At 59.3% G+C, this 23,504-nt stretch carries 14 protein-coding genes; 9 read left to right on the top strand and 5 right to left on the bottom strand.

Going from position 1 to position 23,504, the window contains the following annotated elements:
- The first annotated feature begins 36 nt into the window (after positions 1 to 36).
- From ACILSL_RS08695 to ACILSL_RS08710, 4 genes are all read left to right on the top strand, one after another.
- Positions 37 to 696 (top strand): transposase, encoded by a 660-nt coding sequence (locus ACILSL_RS08695; RefSeq protein WP_395731615.1) that lies wholly within the window; start codon positions 37 to 39, stop codon positions 694 to 696.
- A 153-nt stretch (positions 697 to 849) separates the two neighbouring features.
- On the top strand, positions 850 to 5,001 hold the full coding sequence (locus ACILSL_RS08700) for a hypothetical protein (RefSeq protein WP_395731616.1): 4,152 nt from the start codon (positions 850 to 852) through the stop codon (positions 4,999 to 5,001).
- 126 nt (positions 5,002 to 5,127) lie between these two features.
- Complete coding sequence (locus tag ACILSL_RS08705) at positions 5,128 to 6,720, top strand: hypothetical protein (RefSeq protein WP_395731617.1); 1,593 nt, start codon at positions 5,128 to 5,130, stop codon at positions 6,718 to 6,720.
- Positions 6,671 to 7,438, top strand: coding sequence for a tetratricopeptide repeat protein (locus ACILSL_RS08710; RefSeq protein ID WP_395731618.1), 768 nt, complete (start codon positions 6,671 to 6,673; stop codon positions 7,436 to 7,438). Before ACILSL_RS08705 ends, ACILSL_RS08710 begins: the two co-directional genes overlap by 50 nt.
- Before the next feature lie 91 nt (positions 7,439 to 7,529).
- Here the strand turns inward: ACILSL_RS08710 and ACILSL_RS08715 are convergent, their stop codons facing one another.
- From ACILSL_RS08715 to ACILSL_RS08735, 5 genes are all read right to left on the bottom strand, one after another.
- Positions 7,530 to 10,604, bottom strand: a complete 3,075-nt coding sequence (locus ACILSL_RS08715) for a hypothetical protein (RefSeq protein WP_395731619.1) — start codon at positions 10,602 to 10,604, stop codon at positions 7,530 to 7,532.
- 244 nt (positions 10,605 to 10,848) lie between these two features.
- Positions 10,849 to 13,884 carry a hypothetical protein gene (locus ACILSL_RS08720; RefSeq protein WP_395731620.1) on the bottom strand — a complete coding sequence of 1,012 codons (3,036 nt, stop codon included), beginning with the start codon at positions 13,882 to 13,884 and terminating at the stop codon, positions 10,849 to 10,851.
- 366 nt (positions 13,885 to 14,250) lie between these two features.
- The gene (locus tag ACILSL_RS08725) at positions 14,251 to 15,414 is read right to left on the bottom strand and encodes a prenyltransferase/squalene oxidase repeat-containing protein (protein WP_395731621.1); all 1,164 of its coding nucleotides are present in this window, start codon (positions 15,412 to 15,414) and stop codon (positions 14,251 to 14,253) included.
- Positions 15,415 to 15,749: 335 nt separating this feature from the next.
- Positions 15,750 to 16,490 (bottom strand): YdjY domain-containing protein, encoded by a 741-nt coding sequence (locus ACILSL_RS08730; protein ID WP_395731622.1) that lies wholly within the window; start codon positions 16,488 to 16,490, stop codon positions 15,750 to 15,752.
- A gap of 23 nt (positions 16,491 to 16,513) precedes the next feature.
- Positions 16,514 to 17,647 (bottom strand): substrate-binding domain-containing protein, encoded by a 1,134-nt coding sequence (locus ACILSL_RS08735; protein ID WP_395731623.1) that lies wholly within the window; start codon positions 17,645 to 17,647, stop codon positions 16,514 to 16,516.
- A gap of 303 nt (positions 17,648 to 17,950) precedes the next feature.
- Here ACILSL_RS08735 and ACILSL_RS08740 point away from each other — a divergent pair, with 303 nt between their 5' ends.
- From ACILSL_RS08740 to ACILSL_RS08760, 5 genes are all read left to right on the top strand, one after another.
- Positions 17,951 to 18,589: an Amuc_1102 family pilus-like protein gene (locus tag ACILSL_RS08740; protein ID WP_395731624.1), complete on the top strand. Its 639-nt coding sequence runs from the start codon at positions 17,951 to 17,953 to the stop codon at positions 18,587 to 18,589.
- Between the two features lie 60 nt (positions 18,590 to 18,649).
- Positions 18,650 to 20,419, top strand: a complete 1,770-nt coding sequence (locus ACILSL_RS08745) for an Amuc_1101 family PilM-like pilus complex protein (RefSeq protein ID WP_395731625.1) — start codon at positions 18,650 to 18,652, stop codon at positions 20,417 to 20,419.
- A 6-nt stretch (positions 20,420 to 20,425) separates the two neighbouring features.
- Positions 20,426 to 21,403 carry an Amuc_1100 family pilus-like protein gene (locus ACILSL_RS08750; protein ID WP_395731626.1) on the top strand — a complete coding sequence of 326 codons (978 nt, stop codon included), beginning with the start codon at positions 20,426 to 20,428 and terminating at the stop codon, positions 21,401 to 21,403.
- A 38-nt stretch (positions 21,404 to 21,441) separates the two neighbouring features.
- Positions 21,442 to 22,434 carry an Amuc_1099 family pilus-like system protein gene (locus ACILSL_RS08755; RefSeq protein ID WP_395731627.1) on the top strand — a complete coding sequence of 331 codons (993 nt, stop codon included), beginning with the start codon at positions 21,442 to 21,444 and terminating at the stop codon, positions 22,432 to 22,434.
- 200 nt (positions 22,435 to 22,634) lie between these two features.
- Positions 22,635 to 23,504: tetratricopeptide repeat protein (locus ACILSL_RS08760; protein WP_395731628.1), on the top strand; the 870-nt coding region annotated here is incomplete at its 3' end.

Genomic DNA, 23,504 nt, shown 5'->3' on the forward strand with positions numbered 1-23,504 from the left:
GCTCCGCCTAAACCGTTGGCTTCCTCAATGAATTGCATGACTGCTAGTTTTCAGTTTTTCAATCCGGCTGCGGAGATCACGATGACTCGCGGGCATCTGCCGCATTGGGATCAGGCGCATTCCACATACTTCATCACCTGGCGAACTGCGGATTCAATTCCGCGAGACGTGTGGCTGCGCTGGCGGGAAGATCGTGACAGGTGGCTGCTAGCACATGACATCAACCCCAGCGCCAAAGACTGGAGAATCGATCTCGAAATGCTCGACGATGCCGCAAGGGATGATTTTCGTCAGTTTGCCCGGGCTTTGGAAAATCAGCTGGATGACTGTCATGGGGAGTGCGTTTTGAAGAATTCCGTGGTGGCGTGTCATGTGGTTGAGGCCTTGCATCATTTCGACGGCGGCAGGTATGTGCTGGGTGACTATGTGATCATGCCGAATCATGTGCATCTTCTGGTCGGAGGTCTCGCGAGGGATGCGATGCTCAAGCAGGTTGAGTCATGGAAGAAGTGGACTGCGCTCAAGATCAATCAGTGCTTGCAGCGCAGCGGTCGTTTCTGGCAAGATGAGAGCTTCGATCATCTTGTGCGCAACGAAGCTTCATTTGAGAAGTTTCGTGCTTACATCGCGCGCAATCCTGTGATGGCCGGGCTTAAAACTGACGATTTTGTATTATGGCAGAGAGCCGAAACATAGATGCCGATCTGGCGGCCTCAGTCGCTGGGAGAGGCGTTGGTTTTTTGCGGGGTGGCAGGAGATGGCGGAGCGCCGCACAGGGGACTGTGCGGACCACTTTGCTGGCGCCTGGCTCGCACGATTCCTGCTTCCTACACCGTTAATGACACCACCATGATCGCACGCACCATTCTTGAAGCCCGCATTGCCGAAGTTCGCGAGGCGTTGCGTCTCGCGCGGCTCATGCGTCACCTCGCTGTTGTGTTCGCGCTGGGTGTTGTGGTGAGGGGCGGCTTGCTGCTGGCCACGCTGAATGGTTTTGCTGTTTCGAAGCGGCTTGATCGCTGGTCGATGGTGGGGCTCATCGTGCTTGGGCTGATTGCCTGGATCAAAGGGCGGCGTCACATTTGGAGTGATCGTGACATCGCCCGTGTCATTGAGGAAAAGCATCCATCATTGAATGCGCTGCTGCTGACGGCGATCGAGCATGAGCCGGAGGCTGATGCGCCGACCGGTTTCCTGCATGAGCGGCTCATTGACCGAGCGCTGGCGCATGCGGCGACGCAGAACTGGCCGGTCACGGTGGCCAACAAGCCTTACACGCGTGCGGCGGTGGGGGCGGTGATTGCCATCATCGCTTTTCTGGCCACGGACATGACGCTGCGCTTCCAGTCGGCACAGCACAAAACCGAGGTCGTGAAAAATAAGGTCGATGAAGAAATCCGGCCGACGGAATTTCAAGCGACGCTGACTCCGGGGGATGCGGAGCTGGAACGCGGTTCGCGTCTCATCATTGAAGCTCGTTTTAACGGGCCGGTGCCTGCGGATGCGACGCTGGTGGTGAGCGAGGCGGATGGGAAGGAGCAGGAGCGTCTGCCGATGCGCCTGACGGTGGATGAGCAGGTGTTTGGCGGCATGATCAACAAGGTGGAGCGTGATGCGAAATACCACGTGGAGTTTGCGGATCAGAAATCCCAGGTGCACACGCTGACCGTGTTTGATTTCCCCGTGCTGGTGGGCAGTGATGTGATTGTCACGCCGCCGGAGTACACGAAACTGCCTGCGAAGGAGACGAAGAACACGCGGAAGGTGACGGCGCTGGAGGGCTCGAAGATTGTGTGGAAGATCAAGGTGAACAAGCCGCTGATCGCGAGCGGTGAGGCGGGTGGTGCGGTGAGCAAGGATGTGTCACCTTTTGCGCCGCATCTGACGGCGGCGGAGCTTTTTGGAGAGGACAAGACGGTGATCCCGCTCACGACTTCAGCCGGAGATGCCATGGTGCTGGAAGGCGTCATCATGGCGGAGAAGACGCAGAAGTATCGGCTGCATCTGGTGGATGAGGCGGAGCGGGGGAACAAGAATCCGCCGTGGTTTACGGTGACGGTGCAGTCGAATCAGCTGGCGAAGATCGAGGTGGTGTTTCCGAAGCGTGATTTGCAGGTTTCGAGCATTCAAGAACTGCCGGTGGAGGCGAAGGTCTCGGATGATCTGGGGGTGACGAAATCGGGGGCGGTCTTTAGCATCAACGGCAACAGCAAGGAGATCATTTTCAAGCACCCGGTGACCGCACCGCTGAAGAAGCAGGATGTGCGTGCTGAACTGGCGCTGGAAAAAGAGCACGCGGAACCACGGCAACTGGTGAGCTATTATCTCTGGGCGGAGGACACGGGGCCGAAGGGGGAGGTGCGGCGGAGCATGAGCGACATGTTCTTTGCCGATGTGCGGCATTACGAGGACATCTTTCGAGAGATGGAGGCTCCGCCAAGCGAGCCGGGGAAGCCGAAGGCGCAGAGCGACAAGCTGGTGGACCTGGTGAAACAAATTGTGAATGCGACCTGGAAGATCATTCGCGATACGAATGCCGGGCGGGTGATTGAGGCTGCGACGCCTGACATTGACGTGGTGGATCAGTCGGTGGGCATCGCCTTGGAGCAGGTGAAAGAGGGCATGGAAAAGGCCGAGGACGCGGAAGTGAAGCAGTCGCTGACGGAGGCGTGGAAGAGCCTGAAGGATGCGCAGGGGCCGCTGCAGCAAGCGTCGGCGGAGAAGAAGCGATCGCCGCTGAATCAAGCGCTGAGTTTTGAGCAGACGGCGCTGGAATGGCTGCACCGTGCGCAGAGCCGGGAGCACCAGGTGATCCGCCAAAACAGTCCGCCACCGCCCGGTGCCGGGCAGCAGGCGAACCAGAACCAGATCATGGATCTGGAGCTGAAGCAGAAGGAGCAGCGTTACGAAGAGGAGAAGGCCGCCACCGAGGAGCAGACGGCGGAGCAGCAGGAGAACCTGCAGGTGCTGAACCGGCTGAAGGAACTGGCGCGGCGGCAGGAGGCGCTGGCTGAGAAGATCAAGGAACTTCAAAACCAGATCGCCAAGGCGAAGACGGAGGAGGAGAAGCAGGAACTGGACAACCAGCTCAAGCGTTTGCAGGCGGAGCAGGAACAGCTGCTGAGCGACCTGGATGATCTCAAGGAGCGCATGGAGAAGCCGGAGAACGCACAGAACATGGCGGAGGCGAAGGAGCAGCTGGACAAGACGCGTGAGAAGGTGAGCGAGGCGGCGGAGCAGCTGAAGGAAGAAAAGCTGGCGGATGCGGCGAACTCCGCGACGCGTGCGCAGCGTGAGCTGGAAAAGATGCAGGAGGATTTCCGGCAGAAGACTTCGAAGAAATTTGCCGAGGAGGTGAAGCAGATCCGCCAGCAGGCGCGTGATGCGGCGGAGAACGAGAAGAAGATCAGCGAGACGCTGGAGAACCAGAAGGAGGCGGGGTCTGACATCGAGAAGAACATGCAGAATGCGGCGCAGAGCCGGCAGGTGGCGGAGCAGCAGGAGAAGGTGGAAAAGCTGCTCAACAGCATGAGGCAGCTCAGCGAGCAGGCGGAGGAGAGCGAGCCGCTGCTGCACCGCAATCTTTACGACGCGGTACGCAAGGCGCAGACGAGCGGGCTGGAAGAGAACTTGAAGGAGACGCGGGATCAGCTGCGGTATGGATCGCAGGCGGAAGCCAAGGATGCAGAGCGCAAAGCGGCCAATGCGGTGGAGGAGCTGAGGAAAGGCGTGGAGAAGGCGGCTGAAAGCGTGCTGGGCAGTGAGAGCGAGGCTTTGCGTGTGGCGAAGAATGAGCTGGATAAACTGATCAAGGAAGCGCAGGAGCAGGAGACTGCTGAGAAGGGACAAGAAGGACAAAAGACGGCGGATGCCGGGGAGCCGAACGCTGCTGAGAAGGGAGCCAAGGCGGGAGAGGGGCAGCCGGGGAAAGACGGGCAGCCCAAGGATGGCCAAAGTGCTGAGAAAGGTGAGAAGCCGGGTGCAGGCGAACAGCCCGGAAAAGATGGGCAAGGGCAGGAGCCGGGCAAGGATGGCCAAGGTCAGGGGAAGGAACCGAAGATGGCCGGGGAAGGTCAGCAGCCGGGCAAAGAAGGTGAAGGCAAGAATGGCCAAGGTGAGCCGCAGGATCCGAAGATGGCGGGCGCAGGTCAGAAGCCAGGCGAAGGGGAGCCGAAGCCAGGACAAGGCAAGGAGGGCAAAGCGGGCCAGGGTGAGGCCAAAGGTGAGCAGACTGCTGAGAACGGGCAGAAGCCGGGGCAAGGCATGCAACCTGGGGAGAAGGGGCGGGGCGGACAGCAGCCGAATGCTGATGGAGAAGGCAAAGGTCAGGGGCAAGCATCAGCGCAGCAACCGAAGGGCAGCCAGCCCGGGCAGCAGCCGGGTAAAGATGGGCAAGGCAAAGAGATGGGCCAAGGGCAGGGCGAACCGCAGACGGCGGAGAATGGGCAGCAACCTGGTCAGGGACAGCAACCCGGAGAAGGGAAGAATCAGGGGCGTGGTCAAGGCCGGGGGCAGGCACAGGCGCAGACGGCGGATTCCAACAGGGGGCTTGGCATCACGGGGGATCGTGATTCGGACAATGACCGCCGACGTCCACAGATCAACGGGGGGGCTGTGCCTGAGGCACTGTTCTTTGACGACAGCAAGGAGCAGCCTGACAGCGGGGTCTTTACTGGAAGCGGCTACGAGCAATGGAGCGACCGGCTGCGCAATGTGGAGGAGCTTCTGAACAATCCTGAACTGCGCAATGAGGCGGCGAAGGTGCAGGATCGGGCGCGTGCGCTCCGCATTGAACTCAAACGCAGCAATGAAGCGCCGCAGGTCGCCAACCTGAACACGCGCATCACGCAGCCGCTGATGGAGCTGCGGGACCGTGTGGTGGAGGAGCTTTCGAAGAAGGATGCGGGGAAGAATCTGGCGCCGGTGGATCGTGATCCGGTGCCGGCTGAGTTCCGTGATCTGGTGAAGCGTTACTATCGGGAACTGGGGGCTGGAAAGTAAGGATGTCCTAGGTTGTTTGGTGGAATGCCGACTCGACGCTAAAGGGTTATTTAGCATACTGCTCGGATGGCCTTGGCGGTTCTGACATTGAGTAATCGGGACGGTGAGCATCGGATTTCGTGTCCGATGCATGCGTCGCTGACGTTTGGCTGCGGGCCGGAATGCAATGTGACATTTGAAGGGGAGGGCATCCTGCCGAGGCACTGCGTGCTGTACCGGACGGGAGAGAGGACGTTTCAAATCATCGGCTTGTATGCGGCGGCGCAGTTCTCGGTGAATGGGGTGATTTCGAGCGAGCTGGAGGTGAATGTGCCGTTCAAGTTTGGGATTGGCGGGGAGGTGTTTGACGTGGATCTCGCTGAGGGGGAGGAGGTGCCCTTGCAGGAGCGAACTGAGGTGGAATCTGGTGTGGGAGCCGAAGGGGTGGCTGCCGGGCCGCGACCCAGCCGGCGGGGGTATTTGCTAAAGCCGATCACCTTGAGGCCACGCGCGGGACAGCGGGTGGGGGAGGTGATTTTGGAGGTTGCTTCGTCACCGAATAACGAGGTGCTTCAGCCGTCTCAACCTGCCAGCCTGCCAACTCCGGCGGTGGAGGCGATGGTGGAAGCGACGCCGCCGTCGGATGAGGAGGAATCGTCGAAGCTGGTGCTGGCGGGCTTGCTTCTCTGCGGGGCGATGATCGCGGGCATTGTTTACTGGCCACATCACCTGGATCAGCTCTCTGCGGCGAAACCCGAGGTGGTGCTGCCGCCGGTGGTTGCTGCCGCGCTTGCGCCGGAGGTGACGGTGCGGGCGTGCGAGGACCTGCTGCGTGTGGGGGCTCCGCAACTGGCTGCGCAGATGCTGATGCCGCTGGCGGAGAAGGGGAATCTGGCGGCGATGCATCAGCTGGCGCTGGCGCTGCGGGCTTCGGGCACGTTTGGAGAGGAAGGGGTGGTGCTGCTGCAGAAGGCGGTGGAAGGCGGACGGCGTGAGGCGCTGCGTGATTTTGTGAGTGTGGTGGATGATGAGGAGAATCCGGCGCGCTACACGGAGGGTGCCTTCAAGCAGCTGCAGCTGGCGGCGAAACTGGGGGAGACTTCTGCCTGGATGCCGCTGGGGGAACGCTACGAGCAGGGCAACGGCACGAAGCCTGACATCAAGCTGGCGCTGGCGGCTTTTGAAAAAGCGCGGGTGGCGGGAGACAAGCGTGCTGCGGGGAAGCTCTCCGCCAAGCAGGGGGCGCTGGAGCGTGTGGCGGCGTATGTGCGCTCATGGAACGAGGTGTCGGTGGCCCGGCTGCTGGAGCATGTGGCGGCGGGGCAGGGGAAGTTTTTCACGCTGGATCATCCGCCGATGGAGGTGCTGCTGCGGCAGGAGGAGGAAATGCGGGACCGCTGGCCGCTCCGGCGCATCGGCGTGGTGGCGGGAGCGCAGGCGGAGCTGGAGACGTTTGATCTGATCAAGGTCACGCAGCCGTTTCAATTTGAGGTGCAGCGCGGTGAACGCATTGCCCGGGGGAAGGGGGTGCTGGTCTGCACGGTGCAGCGTGATTTGGCGGACCACTGGAGGATCACGGATGCGAGCGACCGCATTGAGGTGACCGAGCTGCTGCCGACGAAGGAGCAGTTTGTGAGCGCTGCGTCGCTGAGGGAGCTGAAGCCTGCCTTTACGCATGCGGAGCAGGTGGATGACGCATTTCAAGCCGGCGCTCACGGTGCTGGTGAACGCGATGTATGAATTTCCGCAGGACAGTTTCTGGCAGCCGTTTGCGGACAGGCTGTGTGACCGCATGGCGCGGCAGTTGTTCATGAGTGGCAAGTGGCTGGATGCGGCGTGGGCGGAGCCGGTGCATCAGTTTGCCGAGCATGGCAGTGTGTCGGCGATGCTGCTGGAGGGGCATCTGTATGCGGCGGGTTATGGGTTCCAGCGGAATGCGGCGCGCAGTGTGGCGCTGTACCAGAAGGCATTCGAGGCAGGGCAGCGGCGGGATGCGCGCTTCTACTATGCCGAGGCGCTGTTTCAGGGACAAGGGGTGCCGCAGGACATCGAGAAGGCGGGGACGCTGGTGCTGGCGTTCATGAGACGCTCCAGGCATCCGCTGGAGGCGTATCTGGCGGCGCATCTGTTGTGGCGCAAAGCGGAGCATGATCCGGCGCTGTGGCAGGATGTGTACGACACGCTCTCACGCGTGGTGGAGACCTTTCCGCCTGCCAAGAATCTGGCGGGCATGGTGCTCTTAAATCACGGGCAGACGACGAAGGAACGGAGGACTGGCTTTGCGGCGATCAAAGCTGCGGCTGAAGAGGGTGTGGTGGAGGCGATGAAGAGCCTTTCGCAGTGCTATCTGGAAGGTGTGGGCTGTGAGAAAGACCTGCATCAGGCTACGTTTTGGAAGCAGAAGGCGATGGTGACGGAGCCGCCGAGGAGGAGGCATTACACGGAGTTTGAGGAGTGATGGGAGATGCCGGAGGTATGGCCGCAAAGAGGCGCAAAAAGAAGCAAAGATGATGGATGCCGACGGCTTAGCTTTGACTTTGTGAGGTATGCTACTCGCCTGCGCGAAGGAGGTCGCAGGTGATGAAGATGGCCTGCAGGATGTCTTCTTTTTCGAACTCGGGTTTGCCGGTGGGTTTGCAGAGGGAGAGGAGGCGGGTGGTGCCGTCGGGGATGGTGATGCCGGTGGTGATTTTGGTGGTGAAGTAATCGGTGAGTGGAAACTCGAGGGGGCGGCCCTGGGTGTCGGTGAGGTGCTCGCGGTGTTCGAGGGGAGGGGCGGTGTGGGATTCGAGAGTGAGGCTGGGTTCCAACAAGATGCCATCAGCTCCCACGACGGGCTCGAATTCGAGGTGGAGACCGACTTCGCGCATTTTTTGCACGAACGCGGGAACGCCATCTGCATTCACAGTCACGTCGGTCACGGAGGTGTGCTCAACGGCCTGCTCAGAAGTGGCGCGGGTGCCGGACTTGGTTTCGATGCGCGCGGTGTTGAGGTGCTGCACGGTGCCGGATTTGACTGCGGCGAGGGCTTCTTCGAGTTCGATACGGTGATCGCCCTTGCTGGCGGCTTGTGCGGTGAGACGGCGGAGCAGCGTGCCGGGGCCTTGGAGGATGTGGGCGGTCAAGACGATGGTCTTGGGTGCGACTCTGCGAATGGACTCAACGTAGGCATCGATCAAGGCGAGGTTCTCGTTGGTGTTTTTGACAAACAAGATGGATGTGGCGGGATTGAATGAGGCGATGGCTCCTTCGGGGAAGGGAATGCCCGAGGCTTCGAGAATCATCCTGGCTGTTCTCCTTGGGGGTGGTGTCACTGAGCTGACTGAAAGGAAATCTGGCGGGAGGTGATACATCCGGGTGTTCCAGGCTTTGGGGTCGAGCGGGGCCTGTTTTTTCTTTTCAGCGACTTTTTGGCGGGAGATTGGAACCTGTGTGACGAGATCGCATTTCAGAAAGGTGGCCCAAAGGACGTCGGCATCGCCGCGGCCTGTGGGACGGTTGAGCGAGAGGAGCTTGGTGGTGCCCTTGTTCACGGAGAGGCCGGTGACGGTCTTGGCGGAGTGAAAATCGACGACGGGCAGGTCGAAAGGTTTGTTGGAGGAGGGATCGCGAAAGTGTTCGCGGCGTGCTTCGGGAGGGGCGGAATGCAGTTGGTGGGCCAGCGTGATCTCCACGGTGCGGCCATCGCTGCCGACGGTGGGTTCGATTTCAAGGATGGAGCCGACAGGGCGTGTCGCGAAGGCGAGCTTAGGCTGGCCTTTGGCATCGGTGCCAAAGGTGGAAAGATGGGTGTGTTCGCGAACGGATTCGTGGGTGGCGCGGGTGCCGGCTCTGGTCTCGACGAAGAGGGTGTCGATGAAGGTGGCCTCTCCACGAGCGACGGCGGCTTCCACGGCGGCCAGCATGGCGGTATCATCCGCTGTGGTGGCGATCTGGTGTGTGAGTTCACGGAGGAAAGAGGCGGGGGCCTGAAGGGTATGGAGGGTGAATGCGGCCGTCTTGCAGGATCTGCGGAGGCACTCGCCGGTGAGGCGTGCGATGCGTTCGATGTTATCGGAGGTGTTGATGATGGTCAGGACGCTGCCGTTGTGTTCGGCGGTGGCTCCTTTGACAGGAGTGATGCCGTTGGCCTCGAGCCATGTTTGCAGCGGCATGTGTTTCGTGACCAAGGATTGGGGAGGTTGGGATTCCTCGATGAAGGCTTCAAACAAGCCTTCGGGCACATTGAATGTGGCGGTGCTCATGCCTGCGGGTGTCTGAGCGACTTGAGGCTGAGGGGCTGGATTGGAAGAGGGCAGGGACCCGACGTGGCGTACATGGGTGGTGACAAAAGCGGCCCAGAGTATGTCTGCGCTCTGTTTGGAGGTGCCGACAGGTTTGGTGATGCCGAGGAACTTGGTGCTGCCGGGGGTGCTGGTGAAGCCGGTGGTGAAACGCGCCGTGGCGATGTCGGTGGAGGGGAATTCCGCGGTGCCACCGCTGGCCGGCTCTGTGATGGAGACCTGGCGCGAAGCGGGCGGTGCGGGATGCAATTGAATCGAGATCGAGGACTCGATGGTCGTGCGATCCGCGCCGAGAGTCGGTTCCCATTCCAGTGCCAGGCCGATCTGGCGCGTATCATGAGTGACGGAGGCACGGCTTTTTGCGTCCATGGTGAGATCAGAGGCATAGGCATGATCGCACACGGCCTGGGTGGTGGCGCGAGTGCCGGACTTGGTTTCCAGGAAGGCGTCTCCGACGATGCGGACATCGGAGCCGGGATTTTTGACAAGGTTGAGAAGCCTGCTCAACTCCGGGGCTGCGTTCGTGGTGCGCGAAGAGGCGGCACTGGCCTGGCGGATGAGCTCCCCGGGACCTTCGATGACGGTGAGGGTGCAGGCGATGGTGGCTGGCGACTGCTGGGTGATTGATAGAATGTAGGCTGCGACGAGATCGAGATTTGGCAGTGTGTTGGTGACCGTGAGAAGGCTGGTGACAGGACTGAAGGTGGCGCTGGCTCCCTCGGGAAAAGGGATGCCGACGGCTTCCAGGATTTGCTGCGCGGTTTTGAGAGGCGGAACGGCCGCCGGTGCGGAGGGAGGGGCGTCGGAGAAGGGGTCTGCCGCTGGGGGTGGCGCAGCAGCCGGAGGAATCTCGCAGGAGAGGAAATCTGGCGGGACTTTGAAGGTGCGGGTGTGTCTCTCGCCTCGGTAGGCATGCATGTCTGACACCAGCACACCCAGGGGCTCCACCCGGTAAACCATCACTGCCTGCTCAGTCGTGGCGAGCAGGGCTTTGGCAAGCGACACGTTTTTCAGATCCAGAGTGATGCGGGGCCCTTCAGGAGAGTCTTGCGTGCGCAGGATGATGTTGATTCCCTTCTCACCGGAAGCTGCGGGGGACTTGTCCAACTCGCGGCTCTTGGTGCGGAGAAATTCAAGCGCCTGCCTGGGAGTGGCCTTTTCGAAATGAACCGAGGGGATGATGATCTCATCCATTTTCTGTCTCAGCCGGGCTTTGGCGTCGAGGTCTGCCTGCTTAGGTGTGGGAGAGATCTGGGGTGGTGTCTTGTCCTTGGCCGGTTCTTGGGACTGCACAGGAAGGGCTGATGCCAGAAGCAGGAGAAGGAGGAAGGCGCGACGCATGCCGGGGAGATTACGGGAGGAGGGAGAGGAATGTCGAGAGGGATGAGTAGGAAAAAGCCGTCAGGCAGATATGGGGGCTGCGTGACGGCTTGGGGGATGGGAAGGGCTGCGGTGTGGAACCGGTTGGGCTTCCTTCTTCGCCGAGGCTACGAAGGACGGGATGCTCGAACTGCGAACGCAGAACCGGGCCGGCTGAAGCCGGTGCTACCATACGAAGAAACGGATGGGGGATGGCGAAAGGGGGCTATTTGGTGACGGGCGGATCTTCGGGGTGAAGGATGTCGCAGGTGATGAAGATGGCCTGGAGGATGTCGTCTTTTTCGAACTCGGGTTTGCCGGTGGGCTTGTAGAGGGAGAGAAGACGGGCGGAGCCGTCTGGCATGGTGATGCCGGTGGTGAGCTTGGTGGTGGAGAAATCGGTGAGGGGAAATTCGAGACGATGGCCTTTTTCGTCGATGATGTGCTCGCGGTGTTCGAAGGGCGGGGCGGTGTGGAACTGGGGGGCGAGGGTGAGTTCCACGGTGGAGCCGTCTGTGCCGACATAGGGTTCGAGTTCGACGCGGAGCCCGACTTCGCGCATCTCCTGAGGGAAGGGGGGCTTGCCGGGGCCGTTCATATTGACGTCGGCGATGTAGGTGTGCTGACGGCTCTGTGTGGATGTGGAACGGGTGCCGGACCTTGTCTCGATGCGTGCGGTGTTGAGATGCTGGACGGTGCCGGTCTTGACGGCTGCGAGCAATTCATCGAGCTCGGTGCGGTGATCGCTTTTGTCGGCGGCTTGTGCGGTGAGACGGCGAAGGAGCGGGCCGGGGCCCTGAAGGACGTGAGTGGTGAAGGCGATGGGGGGCAGTGGGAAACGGCAATGGAAATCCGTGTAGGCTTCAACGAGGTCGAGATTCTCGTTGGTGTTTCTGACGAATAGCCGGCCGAGGCTGGGATTGAATATCGCCGTGGCACCTTCTGGGAAAAGAATTCCAGAGGCCTCAAGAATCTGCTGGGTCGTTTTGATTTTGGCGGGATCGCTTGCGGTGGAGAGGTAGTCTGAAGGCACTTTGTAGGCGCGGGAGCTCCATGCTTTGGGATCCGGGGGATGGTATGTGTTTTGACCGGCCGTCTGACTTTGATCGGTAGGTAAGTGGGGGACGACAGAACATTTCAGAAACGTAGCCCAGAGCAGGCCGGGGCGATCAAGGCCGCTGGGTGGATTCAAGGCGATTAATTTTGTGCCGCCTTTGGTGAGACTCAGGTGGGTGGTGGTCTTGTGGGTGTTGAAATCCGTGAGGGGGATGTCGAGGGACTGCTGAGTGGAGGGATCGCGGAAGTGACTGCGATGGATCACGGGTGCGGTCGGGTGCAGTTCGTGGCTAAAAGCCAGAGAGACAGTCCGCTTGTCGGCCTCGAGGATGGGTTCGATTTCGAGCAGGGAGCCGACGAGGCGCGATTTGAAACTTAGCTGCGTGTGACCCTGGGCAGTGATGTTAAAAGCACCCAGATAGCAGTGCTCCTGGACTGCATGCTGGGTGGCACGTGAGTCGGATTTGGTTTCAAGGAAGGTGGAGTTGATGAAGGTGGCTTCGCCACGAGCGGCGGCGGCTTCGACGGCGGCGAGCATGGCGGAATCGTCGGCTGAGGCGAGCGTCTGGCGGGTCAAGTCACGCAGGAAGGATGCGGGTGCTTCCACGGTGTGGAGAGTGAACGCGAGGGTATGCGGTCTGATGCTGAGTTCGTGATCTGTGATTGTCTCAATGAGGGCGATGTTGTCCGGTGTGTTGACGCAGCGAAGGACGCCAGCGCGGTGCTCGATGGATGAACCGGACGGGAAGGTGACGCCTCGGGTGAGCAACCATGCCTTCAGTGTGATGCGAGAGGGGACGTCCAAGTCAGTGGGAACAGTCGGGTTATATGAAGCAACCAATTTGTGGTCGAAACAGCCCTCGGGTCTGGACAGGGCGGCGAAGATCATGCCGGGCGGCACGGAGGATGGTGAGGCCACCTTGGGCTGAGAGATGGGAAGGGCCTCAACGCGGCGCAGCGTGGCGGTGAGAAATGCGGCACAGAGGGTGTCTGCATCCTGCTGAGGCGTGGTGACGGGCTTGGTGACGCCGATGAGGCGGGTATGGCCATTGAAGAAGCTGATGCCGGTGACGATTTGAGTTTCGGAGAAATCGGTGACGGGAAGGTCTGCGGTGTGTGCGGTGACGGGGTCGTCCACGCTCACCTGTCTTTGCGTGGGAGGTGCGGCATTGAACGACAGAGCGAACGAGGTTTCGATGATGCTGTTGAAGGCGGAGCTCACGGTGGGTTCGATCTCGAAGCGCAGACCGACCTGATGCATCTCATCTGTGACGGAGGCGCGGCTTTTGGCATCAAGAGCGAACAGGGTGGCATGGTTGTGAGCGAGTCCCATTTCGATGATGGCGCGAGTGCCGGGTTTTGTTTCGAGGAAGGCATCGCCAACCACGCGGACTTTGGAGCCGGGCTTCTTTGCGTCGTCGAGCAAGGAGGCAAGCTCCTTGAAGGCGTTCGCTTTTTTGGATGCTGCGGCATTGGCCTGGCGGATGAGCGCCCGGGCCTTCGATGACGGTGAGAGTGAAGGCGATGTTGGAGGGGGCCTGTTCAACGGAGCCTCGACATAGGCAGCGATGAGGTCGAGATTGGGCTGTGAATTGGCAACGGTGAGGGTGCCGGTAAGCGGATTGAAGCTGGCGCTGGCTCCTTCAAAAAATGTGACAGCTAGGCTGCTTCGAGTTTGTGTAATGCCCGGAGCAGGACGCGGGGTGGTGGCGCGTCGAGAGAGAGTGAGGTGCCGGGAGCTGACCCTGGGGCAAAAGGGTCTGCGGGGAGCTCTGATGGGGGCGGTTTTCGCGGGAGGGTCCCAGACCAGAAAATCACGCGGTACTTTGAAGGTGCGCGTGATCAATGGCAGCTTCTTCGCAGGCAGGGGCTCATGATTCGCGGCGTTTTCTGACTCCACAAGCTTCTTCAGGCGTTCGAGGTTTTCCTCGGTGTTGCGGCAGACAATTTCACCCACTGGGCCACGAGATACGGAAGCACCTTCCGGGAAGGTAATGCCGGCGTCTTCAAGGATTTGCCTGAGTGTTTTATTCTGAACTGGTTGCGGGCCGAAGGGATCGGGGCCGAGTTTGATGCTGTCCAAATCGGATTGCGAAAGAAAAGCTGGCCGAACTTTGAAGGAACGAGTGAACATCTCCAGCTTCTCCGCATGCAGTACCGAGGTGAGGACGAGCAGGAGTGCCACGAGGCGGTGGAGGGCGTGCATGCCGGTTAGACTACCGAATGAGGCGGCGGGATGTCGAGAGGGATGTTTTTAGGCTGTGGGCATGACGGTGCTGTTCCGGAGTGCGGGGCGGTTGATGTGTCTTTCGAGGGCGTGTGGTGGACGCGAAATGACACGGCTTGCGTAAAATGATTGGCTCCCGCATTGGGTGTTCTTTGGCACGGGTGAGCTGACGGGTCCGTCGAAAGCGGTAGCTGCGCTCCTTCGTCGCTGTGCGACCGCAGTCCAAATAGGGCTGTGGCCATGGGGGAGGGCGGCGAGCGTGACAGTACAAAAAACGCCGCGCTGTTTGAGGGCGCGGCGTTTGGAGGGAGGCTAAACCCGTCGCACAGCAACGGGGCAACTTTTTTAAAGGGTCTGGTGGATGCGGCCGAGGGCCATGAGGATGTAGGTGGTGGTGAGGACGGGGTCGGATTCCATCCAGCGGCCTTCGGTGTTGGACCAGGAGCCGTCGCCTTTCTGGAGGCTGAGGAGTTTTTCGGTGATGTCTTTGCGCCAGTCGATGAGCTTGCCGTCTTTGGTTTTGATGTAGTCGATCTTGGCGATGCTGAGGGCCTTGCTCATGGTCTGGTAGTAGTAGTAGAGGCCGGCGGCGCCGAGGCCGGGGTTTTCATTGGGGTTGTAGTGGTTCTGGAGCCATTCGATGACGGCTTTGACGCGGGGGTCGTCTTTGTCCACGCCGGCGTAAATGAAGCTGAGGAGACCGGCGTAGCTGATGCTGCCGTAGCTGCGGAGGGCGATGCTGCCATCGGGATTGGTGACTTTGGCGCCGCGGGTTTCGGAGGGGTTGTAGATGAAGCCGCCGGCGTCGTCGGGGTCTTTGCTGACCCAGGCGGATTTGTTGCTTTCGGGGCGGTTCTGGCAGCGCTGGATGAAGTCGATGGCGGCGGCGACGTTGAGCTGGGGCTCGTTCTTGGCGGCATCGCCTTTGTCTGCCAGGAGTTGCTGCGAGTAGTAGAGGGCTTCGAGGGCAAAGGAGAGATTGGACATGTCGGCGTGCATGCCTTTTTCGTCGCCGTAGCCGATGCCGCCATCGAGGGGATTGTCCTGCTTGCCTTTTTCATCGAGATCGACCTGGCAGTGGACGAGGTAGCGGCGGGCCTTGAGCATGACTTCCTCGTTCTCGGGCTTGTTGTTGAGGAGGAGGGCGGTGAGGGCGAGGGCGGTGTTGTAGTTGCCACGGCCTTTGATGAAGATGCCGCCATCGGGGCGGGCCTGGGCGACGAGGAACTTGGTGGCTTTTTCGACTTCAGCGGGGACGGGATCGCCGGGCTTGCGGTTGGGGTCGAGCATGATGCTGATGATGGCGAGGCCGGTCATGGCGACGGGCTCTGCGTCACCCCACTGGCCGGTGGCGGGGTTTTGCTTGGAGCGGAGGAAATTGAGGCCGCGCTCGACGCCGAGGCGGAGCTCCTGCTTGAGGGATTCGTTGCGGGAGGCCTGGGTGGTGGCCTGGGGGAAGGCGGCGGTGGTGCCGAGCGCCAGGGTGAGGAGGAGGGCTGGGATTTTCATGGTACAGGGAACTGGATATGGAAAGAGGGCGGCGTCAATGGGCAAGGGGGGGCTCTTTGAGCGCGGACGATTCTTGTCCATGCCGGGGCGGCGGTGGGCGCTTTTTGACCGTGGGAGCTGGTCTGGTGACTCACAATACGCATTTCGAGTATGGCGAGCCTGGGAGGTTCGGTTTGCCGCAGAGGAGCAAAGAGGCAGAGATTGAACCTGTTCTCTGATGGAGCCACTGATGTTGCACTGCGGCAATTTGGAGGACGCAGAGGGTCAGAGATTTCCAACGCGAATGGAGGCGAATGCCCGCGAATTGTCGCGAATCAGAATCAAACGCTTCTATGCTATTTCGCTGGGGTGATGATGAGGGTGACCTTGGTTTCTTCGGCGGGGATGTTGGCGGGCATGCTGATCCAGAGGTCGTCGCGTTCGTTGCCTTTGGCGGCGGAATTGATGATGGCGGCACGATCCACGTAGGTGGAGATGATGGAGCCGGTCTGCTCTGCGGCGAAGCCGGTTTCATCAATGATGGAGCCGTTGAAGATCCAGGTGTCGAGGTCGTCGGGGGTTTTGCGTTTTTCGATGTTCTGGATGAAGTCGGAGAGGGGGACTTTTTTGGTTTTGTCGCCTTCTTTCCATTCGACGTGGATGGCGAGGCGGTTGGCACCGGGAGTTTTGGGCTCGGTGTCCTTGGCGTTGTAGGGGCGCTCGGCTTTGGGATCGAGCTTTGCGAGGATGCCGAGGGTGGCGGGCTGGTAATTGGCGAGGAGAAGGGCGAGCTGGATTTGGATGGGCTTTACCTTGGTCTCCAGGATGGTCTCATGGACTTTCTCGCCGTTTTCATGGCAGAGTGCGTACTCGATGGGGAGCTTTTGATGGAGGATGGAGCAGGGGATGCGCAGCTCGCGGGTGGCGGCGGTGATCTGGATGCCGTTGAGGTCGTAGACGCCGGGGGAGACCTGCTTGACGAGCTTTTGCGCGGCTTCGAGCTGGGTTTTGGCGTCGGGTTTGGGGGCGGCGGCGTCTTGCGCGGACAGGTCGGCGCAGGCGAGGAGGAAGAGGAGGGCGGTGAGCGAGCGCAACATGGCGGATGGGGTGTGTTGTTGGTTCACAGATTGGGCAGCCTGTAGGTGCCGGTGCGGAGCATCTGCTCCACATTTTTGGGCAGGATCACCACGGGCTGAATTTCATACGAGGGCTGGGGTTTGAAGGCTTTGTCGCTGCGCAACTTGGTGATGATCTTGAGGGCGAGATCGACGAGGGCGGGCTGAACGACGGAGGCGTCGAGGTCACCGAGGCGGACGAGTTCGAGGCCGCGCTTTTGGCCGGAGAGGCCATCTGTGCCGATAATGAAGATGTTTTCACGCTGGCCGGCGGTGTCGGCGGCTTTGGCCGCACCGATGGCCATGGCATCGCTCTGAGCGTAAATGGCATCGAAATTTTTCTGGAGGTTGAATGCTTCAGTGGTGCGCTTGGTTGCCGTTTCGGTGCTCCACTCCGCCGGGGCGTCATGGACGAGGATGACACCGGGCTGGGTGCGGAGGCCTTCGCTGAAACCTTCGGCGATCTCATTGGTGGAGTAGCTGTCTGCAGCGCCGCGAAGCTGGACGACGCGGCCGGTGACCTCGGTGCGCTTTTCTTCGGCGGCCTTGCGTTTGAGGGCTTCGGTGATGGTGTCTGCGGCCATGCGCCCGACTTTGCGCTGATCGGTGAAGACAACGCTGGCGCAGCCTTCATTGAGCATGCGTTTGTCGAGACCGATGACGATGATGCCGTGGGTCTGTGCTTCGACGATGAGGGCTGCAACGGCCGGGGGATCGATGGGGCTGAGGATGATGGCTGCCGGTTTGGCGGCGATGGCCTGGCGGAACTGTTCGATCTGCGTGGTGCTGCTGCCGGCGGCGTCACTGGTGGTGAGCTTGTAGCCCGCCTGCCTGCCGACGAGCATGGCGAGGCCATTGCGCTGGAATTCCTGCATGGCGATGCGTGCGTCAGGCAGAAGCAGGATGATTTCGGCGCGCTCATCCTTGGCGGCGAGGCCGGTGGAGGCAAGAATGCCTGGGGAGGAAAGGGGGCTGGCAGGAGAGGCGGGAGTGCTTTCTTGTTTTGCCGTTTTTGCCTGCTTTTGTTTTTCCAGATCACTGATCGCTTTTTCCACATCGGGACTGTCCGACTGATCGCAGGCGGCGAATAAAAAGCTGGCCAAAAGCAGGGTGAGGGGACGCGAGCAGGAGAACATCATGATGAGGAAGGGGAGTTTAGGCTTTGAAATCAGACTTATACAAGCCCTAGATGTTCACGAAATCCCCGCTTGTCTTTTGCTTGCACTCTGACGGGAATGCCACAGACTCCGCGCTCCCTGCCCCCTGATCATTCGTAATGAGCCACTCCAAGAATACCTCTGTCGACTGCAATCGCAGGAATTGCATGAAGACGGAAATTTCCGCACAGTGACGTATTTTCGCGACTTTCTCGAATCCCTGCTTGATGCGCAGGGTGTTTTGCTGATAAAACTTTTAAATTATTGGAACAACCAGCCCACACAATGAAACCTCTCAGTTTGATTCTCGCATCTCTCCTTCTTGCCAATGTCGTTCAGGCGCAGGCGCCGGCGACGGGTGAAAAACTGCCTGATGTGAAGGTCAGAATCAAAAACGTGCAGGTGGAAGAGCAGCAGACGCCGCAATTGAGCGTCACCAATGTGAAGATGAAGCGCTGGACGCCGAAAAACTGGATTGAATTTGATGTGGAGTTTGACATCAAGCTTCCTGCTGAAGCGGGTGGCAGAAAGGGGAGTTATCCAGGCATGCAGCTCAATATTTATGCGGCGCTGCAGGAAATGACCAAGGATCCCAAGCCGAAACGCATCGTCCTTCAGGGATCGCTGGATTTGCTGGACATACCTGCGGATGAGCCCTGCCACGCACTGGGGTACATTTCTCCAGCCACGATGAAGACCCTCACCATGAAGGACACCGTGACCGCCTCTGTCGACATTCAGGGGTGGGGAGTTGAGATCGTCGTTGATGGCAAAGTCATCGCCGCCAAGTCAAGCATTGGCAAAAGTGCCTGGTGGGAGAGCAAAGACAATTTTGAGATCATGCAAGGAATGGTACTCAACAAGATGCAAACACCTTTTGCGGCTGTTTTTGGCGACTATGATGTGCCGGTTAAAGTCAAGTAACCAAGCCGGCCGAGTTCGACGCAAGTTTTCAACAGATCAGTGATATAAACCCTTCCCAGCATGGCAGACCCAACTAGCATTGCAGTCATCAGTCTCGGCTCCCAACGTGTCAGCGGAGCATTTTTCGGCAAGACGCCGGGAGGGGATCTCATTCTGAAGCGGTACGAAATTGTTGAGCTGGATGGCGATCCCTCTGTGGATGCCAGCCGCCTCCCGCAGTTGAAGCTGGCGCTGCAGGAGCTCGCCTCCAAGGTGAAGATCAAGGGCCAGAAAACCTGGTGTTCCGTCCCCGGGCATCCGGTGTTCAGCCGTTTTGTGAAGCTGCCTCCTGTGCATGGGGACAAGCTGGCACAGATCGTGGAATTTGAAGCGCGGCAGAATGTGCCGTGGCAGCTGGATGAAGTCTCATGGGACTACGAGGTGGTCTCCAAGTCTGAGCTGGGTGAAATCGAGGTGGTGCTGGCCGCCATGAAGTGTGAGCCGCTGAACGAGATGCATGCGGAGGTTGCTTCCTGCGGCGTCAATGTGATCGGGATGGATGTGGGGCCGCTGGCGCTCTACAATGCTTTCCGTTACAGTTATCCCGATGTGGATGAGCCTGCGCTGATCGTGGACATGGGCGCCCGCTCAACCAATCTGGTGTTTGTGGAAGGAGATCGCTTTTTCACCCGCAATCTGCTGGTGGGCGGTGCTGCCGTCACCAACGCGATTGCCAAGGAGTTCGGCATTTCCTTTGCCGAGGCCGAGCGTCAGAAGCGTTCCCAGGGCTTTGTGGCTCTGGGTGGCGCGGTGGAGGATCACCCGGATGAAGGCGTGAACGCCATGTCCAAGGTGATGCGTAATTCGATGACGCGTCTTCACGCTGAGATCATGCGCACGATCACGTTTTACCGCAGTCAGCAGGGTGGCAGCGCGCCAAAGCGTGTGTTCCTTGCAGGCGGTGGCTCGGGGGCAGGCTACATCGCGGAGTTTTTCGCGGAAAAATTGAAGCTGCCGGTGGAGATTTACAACGGGCTGCGTGGTGTGCAGATGGATCGTGGGGTGAGCGCGGATGCGGCCCAGATGGATGCACCAGCGCTTGGAGAACTCGTCGGTCTGGCGCTGCGCGGCATGGGTTCCTGCCCATGCGAAATCGAACTCGTGCCCGGGCCGCTGGCTTCGGCGCGTGATGCGGCACGCCGTGCGCCTGCCTTGATTCTGTCTGGGATCTGCATCATGGGGGCCCTGGCTGCCTCGATCTTCTGGTTCAAGAGCGCGAGTGCGGTGGTGGAAACGCGTTCTGCCGCCCTGCAGGCTGAAAGCGGGCAGCTCACCAATCTGGCCAATCAAATCCGCCAGCTGGATGCCAAGCAGGAAGATCTCCGGGTGCGCAGTGCGCAGCTGGAGCAGGCGGTGACCGACCGCTCCTGGTGGGCGCATTTGCTCAATGATCTCAACCAGCAGTTCGACAATGATCTGATCTGGCTGCCTGTGATCGAAGTGCTGAAGGATGGCAAACCCATCACGAAGGCGCTGTGGGGCGGTGAAGAGAACAACAGCAGGCCTGCTGCGAATACCTCCAATGCCTCCAGCAACTCCAGGGCCGGGGCGCCTGCTGCGCCGGTTTACACACTGCGCCTGCAGGGCCTGTATCGCAAGAACGACAAAGGCGAGCAGAAGGTGGTCTATGATTTTGCCTCGAAGCTGGCCAAGCTGGACGCGTTCAATGCGCCGGACTTTGAAGCCAAACGTGACACCTATGTGAAGGTTGACAGTGGCGTGGATGAAGTGCGCTACGCCTATCACTTCGAAATTAAAATGCCTCTGCGCAATCCTCTGCAATTTCAATAAAGCATCATGGACTGGATACGTGAAAATAAACCATTGGCCGCCATTCTTGGCGTAATCGTCGTCGGCTCGCTGGCCCTTGGCTATCTGCTGTTTGATGCATGGAGCGTCTATGCAGAAACCAAGGAGGGCTATCTAGGCCTCGGCAATCAGGTGGCCGGCCTGAAAGGCGCACCGCTGGCTCCCACGGAGGCCAATCTGAAGGCCAAGCAGGATTCGGTGGCGGAGTATGCGAAGCTGGTGGACACCCTTGGCAAAACGGTGCTCATCCTTCAGCCCAAGGTTGCGGCGATCAATGACATTGAGTTTCAGGACAAGCTCAAAGCCAAGATCTCCGAAATCCGCAAGACGTCCGTGCAGGCGAAGATGCAGCTCCCTGCAGAGTTTGCCTTTGGTTTTGATGACTACACCCACACGCTGCCCAAATCCGGGGCTGAAGCCACCGAGCTTTCCGGTTATCTGGACGCTGTGGATGAGCTGACGAAGCTCCTCATGAAATGCGGAGTGCAGTCGCTGGATGTGCTGGAGCGTTCCAAACTGCCCGTCGAAGCGGCCACGTCCACCAGCCAGGGAAACAATAATGCTGGAATGCAGGGGCAGGCGGCTGCTGGTATTCTTGAGAAGCGACAGATCTCGGTGGTTTTGACCTTGGACCAAGGGCCATTGCAGCTCCTGATCAGCCGTCTGACCAGCCCGACGGACATGCCCTATTTCACCAGCCTGCGCCTGCTGCGCATTGAGAATCAGCGTCAGGACGGACCGCTGGTTTCTGAAGTCAGGCTGCCGACTGAAGCGACGAAAGATCCGAATGAGGCTGTCAAAACGGAGGAAGCTCCGTCGGACGAGATCAAGCCGCCGCCGCCAGCTTTTGTGGATGCCATTCCAGTCTTTGGCAATGAGTTCCTGAAGGTCAGGCTCGAAATCGATCTGATCAAATTTTTGGACGCCGCCGCAGGGGTTGCGGTCCAGGCTCCCGCCGGACGTTGATCTCACTTTATAAAAATCCGCAGCCTTAAAGCACCACCATGCAGAACCGACAGGGCAACTACGAAAAAACCATTCTGATCATTTCCTCCCTTTTAGCGATTGGGGTGGCCGTGTTTCTGATCCTTGAATCGCAAGGGTTTGAGGAGAGTCTGACCCTCCCACAGGGGTTCTCCAAGAATGACTTGAATGCACCCGCCAGCCAGAAGGTGACAGACGCCACTGAAACCATGAAGAAAAAGTATTCATGGCTTTCCCCGGTGCGGAACGAGAAGGCGGTGCCTTTGAACAAGTCCGTGATGCTGGTGATGAAAGACAGCAAGTTGTTCGACCTTCTGCTGCCGGAGCCGAAGCTGCGTGAACCCATGACCAATCTCTTCCTCACGGGAGATCTGACGAAAAATCCGCCGGAAGCACAGCTTCCCAACATCTTCTCGCCCAATGTCGGCCAGCTGGATGCGGACAACGACGGGTTTTCCAATCTGGAAGAATTCAATGCCAAGACGGATCCGCGGGATGCGAGTTCGATGCCGCCCTACACCGACAAGCTGTTCCTGACCAAGCGTATCAGCCATGACTACATCCTGATGTTGAAAGGTGGCAGCGATGGCACCTTCCAGATTCAGCGCACGGTGCCGACGCGGGCCAGTGTTTTCAAGCCACTCAACGAAGAGTTTGGCTTTGATAAGGGAACGATTCGTTTCAAAATCCTCTCCTTCCGGAAAGAAACTGTCGAAACGAAGTTTGGGCCCAAGGATGCGTTTGTGCTGAAAATGTTTGATATCTCCACCCAGAAGGAATTTGAACTGGTGGAAGGCAAGGAGGTCAACCTGGCTGATTATGAGGCTGAGTTCGAATTCCGCTGGAAGAAGCGTCAGGTCATTCCCGGGGTCAAAGAAGGCGGCTCGTTCCAGCTTCCCGGCCTTGGCAAAACCTACTACATTCTCAAATTGGAAGAAACCAAAGCCATCATATCTCTTCTTGGGACGGATGGTAAACCCACGAAAGAAACCATCGAAATTAAGCAAGGCTGAGCCCTTCGCTATTTTCATCCCGGCAGAAAAATTAGCTCGCCAAAGTTCGCCCTCTTCTGTTAGTAATCTCTCTTTACCACAAAATATTGTCAGTTTGCCCTATGACCCATCACTCTCGTCTGGTGTTCAACCTTTCCCTTCTCGTTTTGACTGCTTCCACGCCATCGATCATGGCGCAAAGTCAAAGTACCGTCACAGGAATGGCCAATCGCGAAATCGCACGTCGTTATGCCCGCATTGAAGATGCGCGCACGGCCATGGATCGTGGTGATAAATTATTCAGCGAGGGGGATTATGATGGCGCGCTCAGCTCCTACAAATCCGCCATCGATTCGCTGCCGAATGCGCCGTTGACCCGTGACTGGCTGGATCTGGCCCAGCTCAAGTATGCGGATTGCAGCGTCACGGTTGCCCAGGAACGTGCCAAGGCAGGCAATTACAAGGAATCCCGTCAATTGCTGGAAGGTGCGCTGGTGTTGATTCCGGGGCACAAAGGCGCCCTGGCTTTCCAGAAGCAGCTTGAAGATCCAGACCGCTGGCCGCCATCTCTCACCGCTGAGCACGTGACCAATGTCGGCAAGGTGCAGGCAGGACTCCTGCTGGGCAATAGTTCCGTCGAAACCGGCCAGTATGATGCAGCCATCGCGCAGTATCAGGATGTTCTGCGGACTGACCCTTACAACAGCGCGGCCCGCCGCGGCATGGAGAATGCTGAGCGCAAGCGTCAGGCTTACTTCAAGACAGCCTATGATCACCAGCGTGCCAAAATGCTCGCGCAGGTGACTGAGACCTGGGAGGACAAGGTGCCGGTGCAGGGGCAGGCGATCGCCTTTGAATATGGTGTGGGACGCAGCCCCGGTGCGTATTTGACGGAAAAGATGAACAAGATCATTTTCCCGACGGTGCAATTTGAAGGGGCAACCATTGAAGAGGCTGTTGAATACCTTCGTATCAAAAGCCGTGATTTGGACACCTTCACTGACAAATCCGGAGTCAAGGGTGTGAACATCATTCTTCGGATGGGAGATGCGCCAAGCAATGCCTCCATCAGTCTGGACTTGAAGGACGTG

This window comes from Prosthecobacter sp. (assembly GCF_044222345.1).
GTDB lineage: Bacteria > Verrucomicrobiota > Verrucomicrobiia > Verrucomicrobiales > Verrucomicrobiaceae > Prosthecobacter.